Raw genomic sequence first — 14,011 nt, 5'->3', positions numbered from 1 at the left:
ATGTTTCGCGTGGGAATGCTGCCCGCTCGCGAAAGCGGTCCGGAGCCAGGCTCAATCCGGAATCGGCAGGTTCAAGCTCTCCTTCACCTCTTCCATCACGATGTAGCTCTTGGATTCACGCACATGGGGCAGCTTGAGCAGGATGTCCCCCAGCAGCTTGCGGTACGAAGCCATCTCGGAAATCCGTGCTTTCACCAGATAGTCGAAATCCCCTGACACCAAGTGACATTCCAACACGTGAGGCAGTTTCAGCACGGCGCGTCGGAACTCTTCAAACGTGTCGCCGGATTTGTAGTCGAGGCTGATCTCGACAAACACCAGCAGGCTACCCTTCAAGTGCTGCGGATTGAGCCGGGCGTTATAGCCCATGATGATGCCCTCGCGCTCCAGGCGCCGTACCCGCTCGGTGCAGGGCGTGGTGGAGAGGCCGACCTTTTCCCCCAGCTCGGTGAAGGAGATGCGCCCGTCCGCCTGGAGTATGCGCAGGATATTGCGGTCGATCTTGTCCAGCTCACGTTTGGTCTGGGTGTTGGTACGCACAGGTGATGCGCCTCCGTGAAAAGGGTTTTTGCCGAGAATTCTCGCCAAATATAGGCGTTTATATAGTGAAAAGCACTGGCTGATCTTTTTTACACTGCGACCATCAAAGCTATGTACAACAAACGTCAGCGGTTATCCGCGATGAGGGCATCAACATGCGCGTTCTGGTCTTGGGTAGCGGCGTCATCGGTACCGTCAGTGCTTATTATCTGGCCCGTGCCGGGTTTGAAGTGGTGGTGGTCGACCGTCAGCCGGCGCCTGCCATGGAAACCAGTTTCGCCAACGCCGGCCAGGTGTCGCCGGGTTATGCCTCGCCGTGGGCCGCGCCGGGCGTGCCGCTCAAGGCCATCAAGTGGCTGCTGCAGCGCCACGCGCCGCTGGCGATCAAGGCCACTGCCGATATTGACCAATACCTGTGGATGGCACAGATGCTGCGCAACTGCACCGCCAGCCGCTATGCGATCAACAAGGAGCGCATGGTGCGCCTGTCCGAGTACAGCCGTGACTGCCTCGACGAGCTGCGCGCCGAAACCGGCATTGCCTACGAGGGCCGTAGCCTGGGGACCACCCAGCTGTTCCGCACCCAGGCCCAGCTCGACGGCGCGGCAAAAGACATCGCCGTGCTGAAAGAGTCGGGTGTGCCGTTCGAAGTACTCGACCGCGAAGGCATCGCCCGGGTCGAGCCGGCCCTGGCGAATGTCACCGACATTCTGGCCGGCGCCCTGCGCTTGCCCAACGACCAGACCGGCGACTGCCAGATGTTTACCACGCGCTTGGCGGAAATGGCCGAGAAGCTCGGAGTGCAATTCCGCTTCGGCCAGGATATCCAGCGCCTGGACTTCGCCGGTGACCGCATCAACGGTGTCTGGATCGACGGCAAGCTGGAAACCGCCGACCGCTACGTCCTTGCCCTGGGCAGCTACTCGCCGCAACTGCTCAAGCCTCTCGGGATCCGTGCACCGGTGTATCCGCTCAAGGGCTACTCCCTGACCGTGCCGATCACCAACCCGGCGATGGCGCCGACTTCGACCATTCTCGACGAAACCTATAAGGTCGCGATCACCCGCTTCGACAACCGTATTCGGGTGGGCGGCATGGCGGAAATCGCCGGTTTTGACCTGTCTCTCAACCCACGTCGGCGCGAAACCCTGGAGATGATCGTCAACGACCTTTATCCTCAGGGCGGCAATCTGGCCGAGGCGAGTTTCTGGACCGGCTTGCGTCCGACCACCCCGGACGGAACGCCCATCGTCGGTGCTACGCCCTTCAAGAATCTGTTCCTGAACACCGGCCATGGCACCCTTGGATGGACCATGGCCTGTGGTTCCGGTCGCCTGTTGGCCGACCTGATGGCGAAGAAAAAGCCGCAGATCAGCGCCGAAGGCCTCGATATTTCCCGTTATGGCAGCAAACACCAGGAGTCTGCAAAACATGTCAATCCAGCGCCAGCTCACCAATGACCGCATGAGCCAGGTTGTCGTGCACAACGGCACCGTTTACCTGGCCGGACAGGTCGGCGACGACATGAACGCCGGTATTGAACAACAGACCCGCGAAAGCCTGGCCAATATCGAGCGCTTGCTGGACCTGGCCGGAACCGACAAGAATCGTTTGCTATCGGTGACGATCTACTTGAAGGACATCGAGGCTCACTTCGAAGGCATGAACGCGGTCTGGGACAAATGGTTGCCCAAGGGCGTCGCCCCGGCCCGCGCCACGGTGGAAGCCAAGCTGTGCGAACCGGAGATCCTGGTAGAGCTGTCCGTCGTGGCCGCGTTGCCTTAAATAGCGGCCCAAACGATCCCTCTCCCGGTGCTGTTGGTGGTTCATGCTGTCAGCCAGCACCGGTTTTTTATTCATGACCGCCTAGAAGCCCGCCGCCATGCGTCCTGCCCGTGCCCTGATCGATCTCCAAGCCCTGCGTCACAACTACCAATTGGCCCGCGAAGTCACGGGGGCCAAGGCCCTTGCGGTGATCAAGGCCGACGCCTACGGGCACGGCGCGGTGCGTTGCGCCGAGGCGCTGCAGGACACGGCAGACGGGTTTGCCGTGGCCTGCATCGAAGAAGCCCTGGAACTGCGTGCCGGTGGGATCCGCGGACCGATCCTGCTGCTGGAGGGTTTTTTCGAGGCCAGTGAGCTGCCGTTGATCGTCGAGCACGATTTCTGGTGCGTGGTGCATTCGTTGTGGCAGCTCGAAGCGATTGAAAAAGCCGCGCTGAGCCAGCCGATCACGGTCTGGCTCAAGCTCGATTCCGGTATGCACCGGGTCGGCCTGCATCCGGCGGATTACCAAGCGGCCTACCGTCGCCTGCTCGCCAGCGGCAAGGTGGCGAAGATCGTGTTGATGAGTCACTTCGCCCGTGCCGATGAACTGCACGATCCCAGCAGCACCGAGCAACTGGCGATATTCGACAAAGCCCGCCAGGGCCTGGTGGCGCAGATCAGCCTGCGCAACTCACCGGCCGTGCTGGGCTGGCCGCAGGTACCCAGCGACTGGGTGCGCCCGGGCATCATGCTCTACGGGGCCACGCCCTTCGACGAGCCCAACGCCGTCGCCTCGCGCCTGCAACCGGTGATGACGCTGGAGTCGAAGATCATCTGCGTGCGCGAATTGCCCGCTGGCGAACCGGTGGGCTACGGTGCCCGTTTTGTGACCACGCAACCGACCCGGGTCGGGGTGGTCGCCATGGGCTATGCCGACGGCTACCCGCGCCAGGCGCCGAACGGTACGCCGGTGCTGGTGGATGGGCAGCGCAGCCAACTGGTCGGGCGGGTGTCGATGGACATGCTGTGTGTCGACTTGACCGATGTCCCCCAGGCCGGGCTCGGCTCGACCGTGGAGTTGTGGGGCAAGAACATCCTTGCCAGCGACGTTGCCAAGGCCGCCGACACCATCCCCTATCAGATTTTCTGCAACCTGCGGCGGGTGCCACGGCTCTATTCCGGGCATTGACGTACGGCGTCGGCTACCGAAAGTCGCTTCACCGCACAGGATTTGGGTCCAAGTGTTGTAAATACTGAACGCTGTCGCCATGATAACGCTCACTTTCCTCACAACCTGATTCCCTGGAGGCTCCAGCATTGGACGTCGGTGAACGACTGCAATCCATTCGTAAACTCAAAGGCCTTTCCCAGCGTGAGCTCGCCAAGCGTGCGGGCGTCACCAACAGCACTATTTCAATGATCGAGAAGAACAGCGTCAGCCCCTCGATCAGCTCGCTGCGTAAGGTCCTTGGCGGGATTCCCATGTCCATGGTCGAGTTTTTCTCCGAAGAAATCCTTCAGGAGAAACCGACTCAGATCGTTTATAAAGCCAACGAACTGATCGACATCTCCGACGGCGCCGTGACCATGAAGTTGGTGGGCAGGGCACACCCAAGCCGGGCGATCGCCTTCCTGAACGAAATCTATCCGCCTGGTGCCGATACCGGTGAAGAGATGCTCACCCATGAGGGCGAGGAAACCGGGATCCTGGTGGAGGGGCGGCTGGAACTGGTGGTCGGTGTCGAAACCTTCGTGCTCGAAGCGGGCGACAGCTACTATTTCGAAAGCACCAAGCCCCACCGTTTTCGTAATCCGTTCGACGTGCCGGCGCGACTGATCAGCGCAGCCACTCCGGCCAATTTCTAGAAAAAGCGGCGCCGGCCCCTGCGGCAAAGGCGCCCAGGGAAGTAACCGTCATTGCAAACAAGACCCTTGCGACTTTGGGGTTGTTTCAGTGTGACGGGCTTACCGCTATACTTGCGCCCGCCTGCAAACCGTGGCCGCAGGCGTGACTAGCCACCATTGAGGGTGTACGCGTGAACCTAATTATGAAAATGCTGGCTGCACCAGCAACCGTATTGGCCCTATGGGCAGTCAGTGCCCAAGCGGCGACCACCGACGAAATCGCCAAGCGCCTCGAACCGGTTGGCCAGGTCTGCGTCCAGGGGAAAGAATGCAAAGGCATGGAAGTTGCCACTGCCGCTGGCGGCGCGGGTGGTGCCAAGAAGCCGGCTGACGTGATTGCAAAGCATTGCAACGCTTGCCACGGCACAGGCCTGCTGGGCGCGCCGAAAATCGGTGACAAGGCGGCCTGGAAAGAGCGCGCCGATCACCAGGGCGGCCTCGACGGCATCCTGGCCAAGGCCATTACCGGCGTCAATGCCATGCCGCCTAAGGGCACCTGCGCCGATTGCTCGGATGACGACCTCAAGGGCGCCATCAAAGAGATGTCCGGCCTGTAATACGCCGATATCTTGCGCAAAAAAGCCGCTTACGAGCGGCTTTTTTGTGCCCCGGGGTTTTCCAGGGCTGTTCATCGCAACCAAGACCCGGCAAGCTCGGTCCAACCCACATTCATGGAGTGTCCAGGAGGGTCCGATGGTGCAGTTGTGTTCAATCGAACAGGCGGTGGATGACGTGCTCGAGCGCCTGCCCGCGCATATTCATCTCGGCATGCCCCTGGGGCTAGGCAAACCCAACCTGTTCGCCAACGCGCTGTACCGGCGCATTGCACAACTGCCCGAGCGGCAGTTGACCATCTACACGGCCCTGAGCCTGGGCCGACCGAAATTGGGCGATGGTCTGCAGAAGCGCTTCCTCGAGCCCTTTGTCGAACGGGTCTTCGGCGACTATCCCGAACTGGATTACCTGGCCGACCTGCATCAGGACAGCCTGCCACCCAACATACGAGTCGAGCAGTTCTTCATGCAGCCGGGCAGCCTGCTGCACAGCGCCTCGGCCCAGCAGAGCTACGTCAGCAGCAACTACAGCCATGCTGCCCGGGACATCAACGCTGCCGGCTTGAATCTGGTGGCGCAGTTGGTGGCGAGCGACCCTGAGCATCCGGATCGCCTGAGCCTGAGCTGCAATCCGGACATCACCCTCGACCTGCTGCCGATGATCGCCAAGCGGCGGGCGGCCGGGGAGACCATCCTCCTGGTCGGCCAGGTGCACAACGATTTGCCCTACATGCCGGGCGACGCGGAAGTCGGCATCGACGCCTTTGACCTGTTGATCGACGAGAAGGACAGTCACACGTTGTTTTCCACGCCGAACATGCCGGTGGGCTTCCAGGACCATCTGATCGGCCTGCACGCCAGTACTTTGGTGCGCGACGGCGGGACGCTGCAGATCGGCATTGGTTCCATGGGTGATGCATTGACCGCGGCGCTGTTGGCGCGCCAGGCCGATAACGCCGGTTACCAGGCGTTGCTGGCGGACTTGAACCTGAGCCAGTGGGCGCAACTGATCGAGCGCGAGGGTGGGGTCGAGCCGTTTGCCAAAGGGCTTTACGGCTGCAGTGAAATGTTCGTCAACGGTTTGCTGGTGCTGGCCGAGGCCGGAATCGTCCGGCGCAAGGTCTATCCCGATGTTTCGACCCAGGAACGGGCCAACGCCGGCACCCTCGATGAGGCGGCGCAACCTGACGGCATTTGCATACACGGCGGATTTTTCCTCGGGCCGCGCAGTTTTTATGAGCGCCTGCGCGAGTTGCCGCAAAGCCGTCTGCTCGAATTCAACATGACACGCATCAGTTACATCAACGAGCTGTACGGCCAGGAACAGCTCAAGCGCCTGCAGCGCCTCGACGCCCGCTTCATCAACACGGTCTTCATCATGACCCTGATGGGTGCCGGGGTGGCCGATCAGCTGGAGGACGGGCGGGTACTCAGCGGCGTGGGCGGGCAGTACAACTTCGTTGCCCAGGGCCATGCGCTGGAGGGTGGGCGTTCGATCCTGCTGCTGCGCAGTTGGCGTGAGGCCGGGGGCGAGATCAGCTCGAATATCGTCTGGGACTACGGACATTGCACGATTCCCCGGCACTTGCGCGACATCGTGGTGACCGAATACGGCATCGCCGACCTGCGCGGCAAGACCGACGCCGCGGTGATCGAGGCGTTGCTGAACATCAGCGACTCACGCTTCCAGCCGGGGCTGATCGAGCAGGCGCAAAAAGCCGGTAAGTTGCCGAAGGATTTTCGTCTCGATCCGCGATTCGCCGACAACACTTCGGAGCGTTTGCAGGCGATCCAGGCGCGGCATCCAAACCTGTTTCCGGAGTATCCGCTGGGCTGCGATTTTGACGACGTAGAGCGAGACCTGTTGCGGGCGCTGAACTGGCTCAAGAGCAAGTTCAAGCTCACCGAGATCCTGGAGCTGGGCAAGGCCGCCCTCGATGCGCCGGAGCCCTGGGAGTTTGCCGGGCATTTGGGGCGGATGCAGCTGACCAGCCCCGAAGGGCTGAAGGAGGAGTTGTTCCAGCGGTTGTTGCTGGCGGGGCTCAAGGCTACTGCGCCTTAGCGACCCACCTAAGCCCCTTGTGGGAGCGAGCTTGCTCCCACAGGAGGCACAGGGTTATTCGATGAAGGTCACAACCCCACCGGCCAACGACTTCACCCGCGCCAACGATTCAACCCGATAGCCCTGGGCATCCAATTCCGCACGGCCACCCTGGAACGACTTCTCGATCACAATCCCCAGCCCGGCGACGGTCGCGCCAGCCTGCTTGATGATGGAGATCAGCGCCTGGGACGCCTTGCCGTTGGCCAGGAAGTCATCAATGATCAGTACCCGGTCGCTGCTGGTCAGGTGACGCGGGCTGATGGCGACGGTGCTTTCGGTTTTCTTGGTGAACGAATACACGGTGGCCGACAGCAGGTTTTCCGTCAGGGTCAGGGACTGTTGCTTGCGGGCGAAGATCACCGGTACGCCCAGGTTCAGCCCGGTCATGATCGCCGGGGCAATGCCCGAGGCTTCGATGGTGACGATCTTGGTGATGCCCGAATCCTTGAACAACGCGGCAAATTCGTCGCCGATCAGCTTCATCAACTGTGGGTCGATCTGATGGTTCAGGAACGCGTCGACTTTCAGGACCTGATCGGAAAGCACGATGCCTTGTTCACGAATTTTCTGCTGCAGGGCTTCCATGAAGCCTCCTCTGATGACGCCTTGAGCGCCTGAAGTCGTTGAAAAAAGTAGTCGATTCTAGCGCTTTAGCATCGCGCGTATATCCGCCAGGGCGCTGTTGCCGCGAACGACTTTGACTTCCGTCGGCGTGTCGTCGTTGCCTTCCCAGGCCAGGTCGTCCGGCGGCAGCTCATCGAGAAAGCGGCTGGGGGCGCAGTCGATCACTTCGCCGTATTGCTTGCGCTTGGCGGCAAAGGTGAAGGCCAGCGTCTGGCGGGCCCGGGTAATCCCGACATAGGCCAGGCGCCGTTCTTCCTCGATGGTGTCGGCCTCGATGCTGGAGCGGTGCGGCAGGATTTCTTCTTCCATGCCCATGATGAACACGTAAGGAAACTCCAAGCCCTTGGAGGCGTGCAGCGTCATCATCTGCACGCCTTCGGCGCCGTCTTCCTCTTCTTGCTGGCGTTCGAGCATGTCCCGCAGCACGAGTTTGCCGATGGCGTCCTCGACGGTCATGTCGCCGTCTTCGTCTTTTTCCAGGGTGTTCTTCAACGCCTCGATCAGGAACCAGACGTTGCTCATGCGGTAGTCGGCAGCCTTGTCGCTGGAGCTGTTGGTACGCAGCCAGTTTTCGTAGTCGATGTCCATGACCATGCTGCGCAGTGCTGAAATCGGATCTTCCCCGGCGCACTGTTCGCGAACCTTGTCCATGAAGCGCTTGAAGCGCGCCAGGCGGTCGGTGAAGCGGCTGTCCAGATGTTCGCCCAGGCCGATTTCATCGGTGGCGGCGTACATCGAGATCTTGCGCTCGGTGGCATAGTTGCCGAGTTTTTCCAGAGTGGTCGAACCGATTTCCCGGCGCGGCACGTTGATCACCCGCAGGAAGGCGTTGTCGTCGTCCGGGTTCACGATCAGGCGGAAGTAGGCCATCAGGTCCTTCACTTCCTGGCGTCCGAAAAAGCTGTTGCCCCCCGACAGGCGATAAGGAATCTGGTGATGCTGCAGTTTCAGCTCGATCAGCTTGGCCTGGTAGTTGCCGCGGTACAGGATCGCGAAGTCGCTGTACGGCCGGTCGGTGCGCAGGTGCAGGCTGAGGATTTCCATGGCCACGCGCTCGGCTTCGGCGTCTTCGTTGCGGCAACGGATCACACGGATCTCGTCGCCGTGGCCCATCTCGCTCCACAGTTGTTTTTCGAACTCGTGGGGGTTGTTGGAAATCAGCACGTTGGCACAGCGCAGGATGCGGCTGGTGGAGCGGTAGTTCTGCTCCAGCATCACCACTTTGAGCGACGGATAGTCATCCTTGAGCAGCATCAGGTTTTCCGGCCGCGCGCCGCGCCAGGCATAGATCGACTGGTCGTCGTCGCCCACCACGGTGAACTGGTTGCGTTTGCCGATCAGCAGCTTCACAAGCAGATATTGGCTGGCGTTGGTGTCCTGGTATTCGTCCACCAGCAGGTAGCGGACCTTGTTCTGCCATTTTTCGAGGATGTCGGCGTGGTCCTGAAACAGCTTGACCGGCAGCAGGATCAGGTCGTCGAAGTCCACCGCATTGAACGCCTTGAGGGTGCGCTGGTAGTGGGTGTAGACGATGGCGGCGGTCTGTTCCTTGGGATTACGGGCGTTTTCCAGGGCTTGTGGCGGCAGGATCAGGTCGTTTTTCCACGAGCCGATCATGTTCTTGATTTCGTCCACGCCGTCGTCGCCCGAGTATTCCTTCTGCATGATGTCGGTCATCAGGGCCTTGACGTCGGTCTCGTCGAAAATCGAGAAGCCCGGCTTGTAGCCCAGCCGCGCGTGTTCCTTGCGGATGATGTTCAGGCCCAGGTTGTGGAAGGTGCAGACCGTCAGGCCGCGGCCTTCGCCGGCGCGCAGCAGGCCGCCGACCCGTTCCTTCATTTCCCGGGCGGCCTTGTTGGTGAAGGTCATGGCGACGATGTACTGGGCGCGGATGCCACAATTCTGGATCAGGTGCGCGATCTTGCGGGTGATTACGCTGGTCTTGCCGGAGCCTGCACCGGCGAGCACCAAAAGAGGGCCGCCGACATAGTTCACGGCTTCTTGCTGCCGGGGATTGAGTCGGGACATGACAGAGTCAGGGAGTCGTTTGCGAAATGGGCCGGCATTTTAACAGGCTCAGCGAATTGTGCTGCTCTGTCCGACTTGTGACGCATAGCGCATTGTCATTTGCCGCTTCTGCTACTTTCACGCAGGATGTGGGGCCAATTGCGTCCAGCGCAGGGTTTGGAGTGGAAAAAAACCACCAAAACCGCGTGTTTGAGAACCATTGGCATTGGTCATTGCCCATCGGCGCGTCATAATGCCCGGCGCCTACCACCTTGCAGAGTCTAGGGAGTCAGCTTGTCAACGCCTGTCGAACCCTTGCGTTTGCTGTTATTGGCCCAAGAGCCTGCGTGGTCAGCAATATTGCGCGAGTGCCTGGCGCCCTTGGGGCCCTCGGTCGTGTTGATCAGCGCCCCGAGCTGGGAATCGGTCAGCAGCCTGTTCGAAGATAATCGCAACGCGGTGTTGTTGACCGTTACGGCGTTGCAGCCGGCGCCGGGCCGTTGCAGCCTGCCGACGATCCTGTTGCTTGAGCACGAGCCGGCGGTTGCCCCCGACGGTGTCAGCGACTGGTTGGTGCGTGATGTCCTCGACAGCGCGACCCTGCGTCGTTGCCTGCGCCATGTGCGCGAACGCGGCGTGCTGGAAAATACCTTGCAGCGCCTCGCCGAACAGGACCCATTGACGGGCATCGCCAATCGCCAGGGTTTCCAGACGCTGCTGGCGGCGCGCCTGGCGGAAAACGACGGCCGTGGCCTGGCGCTCGGTCATCTGGACCTGGACAACTTTCGTCACGCCAACGACGCCCTCGGCCACCAGGCCGGTGACCGCTTGATCCTGCAAGTGGTGTCGCGGCTCAAGAGCTCGCTCGAGGCCGGCGATCAATTGGCGCGGTTGGGCAGTGATGAATTTGCCCTGCTGATCGACACCCGCCGCGCACCACAGCGGGCCGAGTGGATGGCCGAGCGTATTACCGAAGCCTTGGCCGAACCCTATTGGGTGGACGGTGAAAGCCTGCTGATCGGCTGCAGCCTGGGCGTTGCCCATGCTCGCGCCCAGGCCGGCGCCGATCCGCTGATGTGGCACGCCCACATCGCCATGCAGCAGGCCAAGAGCACCCAGGGCTGCACCTTTCATATCTTCAACGAGCGCATCAATCGCAACGCCCGCAGCCTCGCCGACCTGGAAAGCGAACTGCGCCGGGCACTGCGCCGTGACGAGTTGGAACTGCATTACCAGCCACGGCTGAACCTCGATGGCGGCCACATTGTCGGCCTCGAAGCGTTGGTACGCTGGCGTCACGGCGAACGTGGCTTGCTGCCACCGAGTGAGTTCGTGCCGCTGGCCGAACAGAGCGGCCTGATCGTGCCGCTGGGCTACTGGGTGATTTCCCGGGCGCTGCGGGACATGCAGGCCCTGCGCGAGCGTGGGCTGGCGCCGTTGCACATGGCGGTCAACCTGTCGTTCCGACAGTTCCAGGACAGCCAGTTGCTGCCGACCCTGAGCCGGCTGATTGCCGAGCGGGGTGTCGAGGCGCAATGGCTGGAGTTCGAACTCACCGAAACCGCCGTCATGCGCCGCAGCGAACTGGTCAAGCAGACCATGGATGCCCTGGGCCGCCTGGGGGTGCGCTTCTCCCTGGACGACTTCGGCACCGGCTTCTCCTCGTTCGTGCACCTCAACAGCCTGCCGATCGCCTTGCTCAAGATCGACAAGAGCTTCGTCGGTGGCATGGAGCAGCGCGAAGAGAACCGCAAACTGGTGCACGCGATGATCAACCTGGCGCACAACCTCAATCTGGAAGTGGTGGCCGAAGGGGTGGAAACCCAGGAACAACTGGACCTGCTACGCGGCTTCGGTTGCGACCAGGTGCAGGGTTTCCTGATCAGCAAGCCGTTGCCGTTGCCGGAGTTGGTTGAGTACTTGATGTTCGAGGGTGATCAGCAGTCGATGCTGGAAATCAGCTGACACAAACCCATGTGTGTGCGGGCTTGCTCGCTCCCACAAAGGGATGGATTTCACTTGGCCTGGATGGCCTCGAAACGCTGCCGTCCGGGCTCACTGCGAATCATCCGCTTCATCTTCCATTCAAACGCCGCTGTCAGGCTCACGGCCGCGCAGGCCAGCCCCAGGGCCAGGCCCCACCAGACGCCGGTCGGGCCCCAGTTCAGGTGGAACGCCATCCACCACGCCGCCGGTGCGCCGATCAGCCAATAGCAACCCAGGCCCACCAGGAAGGTGGTCTTGGCGTCCTTGAGCCCGCGAATGCAGCCCATGGCGATGGTTTGCGTGCCATCGAACAGCTCGAACCACGCCGCCACCGCCAGCAGGCTCACAGCCAGGTTGATCACATCGCGGAACGCCGGGTCGTCGTGGTCCAGGAACAAGCCGACCAATTGATGGGGCAGCAGCCAGAACACCATGGCGAACGCCAGCATGGTGGCCGCGCCAAAGCCAATCCCGACCCGACCGGCCAGGCGTGCCATCAGCAGTTGCCCGGCACCGTAGTGCTGGCCGATGCGCATGGTGATGGCGTAGGACATCCCGGCCGGCACCATGAACGCCACCGAGACGATTTGCAACGCGATCTGGTGGGCTGCCAACGACGTGCTGCCCATGGTGCCCATGCACAGCGCGGCGAACGCAAACAGCCCGACCTCCACCGCGTAGGTGCCGCCAATCGGCAGGCCCAGGCGCCACAGTTCCTTGAGGTACTGGCGATTGGGCCGCGACAGGCCTTCGAGCAACGGATAGGCGCGGTAGGCCGGGTGCCGATGGATATGCCAGGCCAGCGCCAGGGCCATGCAGTTGGCAACGATGGCCGTGACCAGGCCGATCCCCATCAGGCCGAGTTTCGGCAGGCCGAACATTCCGGTGATGAGCGCGTAATTGAGCAGGAAGTTGGCCACGGTGCCGCCGAGGCTGATCACCATGACCGGTGTGGCCCGGCCAATGGCGCTGGTGAAACCGCGCAGGGCCATGAAGCTCAAGTAGCCGGGCAGGGCGAACGGCAGCGCCAGCAGGAACTGTCCGGCGGACAGCACGTTGGTTTCGGTCTGGCCGAACATCAGCAGCACTGGCTTGAGATTCCACAACAGCAACCCGGCCATCAGCGCCATCAGCCAGGCCAGCCATAACCCGGCCTGGGTCAACCGGGTGGCGCCTTCGACATCGCCTGCGCCCTGGCGGATCGCGACCAGCGTGCCCACCGCAGCGATCACGCCGATGCAGAAGATCGACACGAACGAATAGGTGGCCGCCCCAAGCCCACCGCCGGCCAAGGCTTCGGGGCTCAGGCGCGCCATCATCACGGTGTCGGTGAGCACCATCAGCATGTGCGCCAACTGCGAGGCAATCAACGGCCCCGCCAGCCGCAGGAGGGCCCAGAGTTCGGTACGCACCGGATGCCGCATGATCATCACGCTCCATGTTCAAACAAGGCAGTAAAGCAACGATTCTCGGCGCTCTCGGCGGATTGCACAAAGGGATAAAAAAGATCGCTGGCATGATTAAAACTCATGCTGGACGCGTTTCTGGTAGGGTTTGCAAACAACGCCATGGAGCTTTTGCGATGTCTCGTCGTCTTCCTCCTCTTTATGCGCTGCGGGCATTCGAAGCCGCGGCGCGCTACAGCTCGTTCACTCGCGCCGCTGAAGAGCTGTCGATCACCCAGAGCGCCGTCAGCCGGCACATTCGCACGCTGGAAGATCACTTTGCCTGTCGGCTGTTCCTGCGCAGCGGCCGTAACCTGCAATTGACCGAGGCCGCACGGTTACTGTTGCCGGGCGTACGTGAGGGTTTCATGGCGCTGGAGCGGGCTTGCCATACCTTGCATGGTGAGGACGGCATCCTGCGCATGAAGGCGCCTTCCACGCTGACCATGCGCTGGTTGTTGGCGCGCTTGAGTCGCTTCCGGCATTTGCAGCCCGGCAACGAGGTGCAACTGACCAGTGCCTGGATGGACGTCGACTCGGTGGACTTCAACGTCGAGCCCTTCGATTGCGCCGTACTACTGGGCAACGGGCATTTTCCGGCAGACTGGGAGGCCAGTTTGCTGTTTCCCGAGGAATTGATCCCGGTGGGCGCGCCGAACCTGTTGAACGACCAGCCCTGGGATGTGGCGCGGTTGGCCAGCGCTGAATTGCTGCACCCCACGCCGGATCGCCGGGACTGGCGCAATTGGCTGCAACGCATGGGGCTGTCCGACAAGGTCTCGCTCAAAGGGGGGCAGGTGTTCGATACCCTGGAGCTGGGCATGATCGCGGCAGCACGCGGCTATGGGGTCTCCATGGGCGATCTGCTGATGGTGGCTGAAGACGTCGCCCAGGGGCGCCTGAGCCTGCCATGGCCGACGGCTGTCGCCAGCGGTGAACACTATTACCTGGTCTGGCCGAAAACCCGGCCGGGAGGTGAACGTTTGCGCCGGCTCAGCGACTTCCTCCAAGGTGAGGTGAAGGCCATGCAATTACCTGATGTGCAGCGTCTGGGCTGAAACGTTGCAGTTGGCGTGCTA

General features: G+C 61.7%; 12 protein-coding genes. 8 read left to right on the top strand and 4 right to left on the bottom strand.

What is annotated here, in order from left to right; translation table 11 throughout:
* Positions 1-51: 51 nt before the first annotated feature.
* Positions 52-540, bottom strand: coding sequence for an Lrp/AsnC ligand binding domain-containing protein (locus tag V7773_RS19720; protein ID WP_003206849.1), 489 nt, complete (start codon positions 538-540; stop codon positions 52-54).
* 155 nt (positions 541-695) lie between these two features.
* Here V7773_RS19720 and dadA point away from each other — a divergent pair, with 155 nt between their 5' ends.
* The 6 genes from dadA (at position 696) to V7773_RS19690 (ending at position 6,828) form a co-directional block, all read left to right on the top strand.
* Positions 696-2,000 (top strand): D-amino acid dehydrogenase, encoded by a 1,305-nt coding sequence (gene dadA / locus V7773_RS19715; RefSeq protein ID WP_092148276.1) that lies wholly within the window; start codon positions 696-698, stop codon positions 1,998-2,000.
* Positions 1,972-2,325 (top strand): RidA family protein, encoded by a 354-nt coding sequence (locus tag V7773_RS19710; RefSeq protein ID WP_003206844.1) that lies wholly within the window; start codon positions 1,972-1,974, stop codon positions 2,323-2,325. The genes dadA and V7773_RS19710 overlap by 29 nt, the downstream gene beginning before the upstream one ends.
* Before the next feature lie 97 nt (positions 2,326-2,422).
* Positions 2,423-3,496, top strand: coding sequence for an alanine racemase (gene alr, locus V7773_RS19705; protein WP_092148273.1), 1,074 nt, complete (start codon positions 2,423-2,425; stop codon positions 3,494-3,496).
* 128 nt (positions 3,497-3,624) lie between these two features.
* Positions 3,625-4,173, top strand: a complete 549-nt coding sequence (locus V7773_RS19700; protein WP_003206841.1) for a cupin domain-containing protein — start codon at positions 3,625-3,627, stop codon at positions 4,171-4,173.
* A 182-nt stretch (positions 4,174-4,355) separates the two neighbouring features.
* Positions 4,356-4,769: a c-type cytochrome gene (locus V7773_RS19695; RefSeq protein ID WP_063323817.1), complete on the top strand. Its 414-nt coding sequence runs from the start codon at positions 4,356-4,358 to the stop codon at positions 4,767-4,769.
* A gap of 136 nt (positions 4,770-4,905) precedes the next feature.
* Positions 4,906-6,828, top strand: coding sequence for an acetyl-CoA hydrolase/transferase C-terminal domain-containing protein (locus V7773_RS19690; RefSeq protein WP_336074628.1), 1,923 nt, complete (start codon positions 4,906-4,908; stop codon positions 6,826-6,828).
* A gap of 54 nt (positions 6,829-6,882) precedes the next feature.
* Here the strand turns inward: V7773_RS19690 and V7773_RS19685 are convergent, their stop codons facing one another.
* Positions 6,883-7,455: a xanthine phosphoribosyltransferase gene (locus V7773_RS19685; protein WP_092148267.1), complete on the bottom strand. Its 573-nt coding sequence runs from the start codon at positions 7,453-7,455 to the stop codon at positions 6,883-6,885.
* Between the two features lie 57 nt (positions 7,456-7,512).
* Complete coding sequence (gene rep / locus V7773_RS19680; RefSeq protein ID WP_092148264.1) at positions 7,513-9,522, bottom strand: DNA helicase Rep; 2,010 nt, start codon at positions 9,520-9,522, stop codon at positions 7,513-7,515.
* A gap of 273 nt (positions 9,523-9,795) precedes the next feature.
* Here rep and V7773_RS19675 point away from each other — a divergent pair, with 273 nt between their 5' ends.
* The gene (locus V7773_RS19675; RefSeq protein ID WP_063323821.1) at positions 9,796-11,466 is read left to right on the top strand and encodes a putative bifunctional diguanylate cyclase/phosphodiesterase; all 1,671 of its coding nucleotides are present in this window, start codon (positions 9,796-9,798) and stop codon (positions 11,464-11,466) included.
* Between the two features lie 50 nt (positions 11,467-11,516).
* Here V7773_RS19675 and V7773_RS19670 read toward each other — a convergent pair whose 3' ends face one another.
* Complete coding sequence (locus V7773_RS19670; RefSeq protein ID WP_336074635.1) at positions 11,517-12,911, bottom strand: NorM family multidrug efflux MATE transporter; 1,395 nt, start codon at positions 12,909-12,911, stop codon at positions 11,517-11,519.
* Positions 12,912-13,069: 158 nt separating this feature from the next.
* On the opposite strand from V7773_RS19670, the gene V7773_RS19665 reads away from it, so the two are divergent.
* Positions 13,070-13,990, top strand: a complete 921-nt coding sequence (locus V7773_RS19665) for a LysR substrate-binding domain-containing protein (protein WP_063323822.1) — start codon at positions 13,070-13,072, stop codon at positions 13,988-13,990.
* Positions 13,991-14,011: the final 21 nt, after the last annotated feature.

Source organism: Pseudomonas sp. 3JA, assembly GCF_036961705.1.
Classification (GTDB): domain Bacteria; phylum Pseudomonadota; class Gammaproteobacteria; order Pseudomonadales; family Pseudomonadaceae; genus Aquipseudomonas; species Aquipseudomonas fluorescens_Q.
Note: the sequence above shows the minus strand (reverse complement) of the source record. Positions and strands in the feature narration are given on the sequence as shown.

What these genes read in the sequence shown, in the direction of transcription:
- alr (WP_092148273.1), top strand. Translation starts at nt 2,423, where the DNA reads ATGCGTCCTGCCCGTGCCCTGATCGATCTCCAAGCCCTGCGTCACAAC.
- V7773_RS19695 (WP_063323817.1), top strand. Translation starts at nt 4,356, where the DNA reads ATGAAAATGCTGGCTGCACCAGCAACCGTATTGGCCCTATGGGCAGTC.
- V7773_RS19710 (WP_003206844.1), top strand. Translation starts at nt 1,972, where the DNA reads ATGTCAATCCAGCGCCAGCTCACCAATGACCGCATGAGCCAGGTTGTC.
- V7773_RS19685 (WP_092148267.1), bottom strand. Translation starts at nt 7,455, where the DNA reads ATGGAAGCCCTGCAGCAGAAAATTCGTGAACAAGGCATCGTGCTTTCC.
- rep (WP_092148264.1), bottom strand. Translation starts at nt 9,522, where the DNA reads ATGTCCCGACTCAATCCCCGGCAGCAAGAAGCCGTGAACTATGTCGGC.
- V7773_RS19690 (WP_336074628.1), top strand. Translation starts at nt 4,906, where the DNA reads ATGGTGCAGTTGTGTTCAATCGAACAGGCGGTGGATGACGTGCTCGAG.
- V7773_RS19670 (WP_336074635.1), bottom strand. Translation starts at nt 12,911, where the DNA reads ATGCGGCATCCGGTGCGTACCGAACTCTGGGCCCTCCTGCGGCTGGCG.
- V7773_RS19665 (WP_063323822.1), top strand. Translation starts at nt 13,070, where the DNA reads ATGTCTCGTCGTCTTCCTCCTCTTTATGCGCTGCGGGCATTCGAAGCC.
- dadA (WP_092148276.1), top strand. Translation starts at nt 696, where the DNA reads ATGCGCGTTCTGGTCTTGGGTAGCGGCGTCATCGGTACCGTCAGTGCT.